The sequence below is a fragment of the Streptomyces omiyaensis genome, from assembly GCF_014650895.1.
Taxonomy (GTDB): domain Bacteria; phylum Actinomycetota; class Actinomycetes; order Streptomycetales; family Streptomycetaceae; genus Streptomyces; species Streptomyces omiyaensis.
In genome coordinates, this window is sequence record NZ_BMVV01000096.1 from 1 (window position 1) to 524 (window position 524).

General features: G+C 72.5%; 1 protein-coding gene. It reads left to right on the plus strand.

What is annotated here, in order from left to right:
- Window positions 1–521, plus strand: a 521-nt coding sequence (locus tag IE287_RS38160; protein ID WP_189854015.1) for a DUF4097 family beta strand repeat-containing protein, incomplete at its 5' end; no start/stop codon positions are given.
- Window positions 522–524 lie beyond the last annotated feature (3 nt).

The window sequence follows — 524 nt, forward strand, 5'->3', positions numbered from 1 at the left end:
AGACCACCGTCTCCTTCACCGACGGCGTCCTGCGGATCACCGCCCCCGAGACGAACAACCAGCTCCTCGGCGCCTCCGGCTCCGTCGAGATCACCGTCCAGCTCCCGGCCGGCTCCTGCGTCCGGGCAAAGACCGCCGCCGCCGACCTGCGCGGCGTCGGACGCCTCGGCGACATCACCTACGACAGCGCCCGGGGCCCCGCCAAGATCGACGAGGCCACGAACGTCCGCCTCACCCTCCAGGACGGCGACATCACCCTCGGCCGCCTCAACGGCTCCGCCGAACTCACCACCGCCCGCGGCGACGTGAAGGTCACCGAAGCCGTCACCGGCACCCTCGTCCTCACCACCCAGGCCGGCTCCATCACCGTCGGCACCGCCCGCGGCACCTCCGCCACCCTCGACGCCGGCACCACCCACGGCCGCATCACCAACACCCTGAACAACACCCAGGGCGCCGACGCCCACCTCACCATCCGCGCCACCACCACCCTCGGCGACATCACCGCCCACGCCCACTGACCC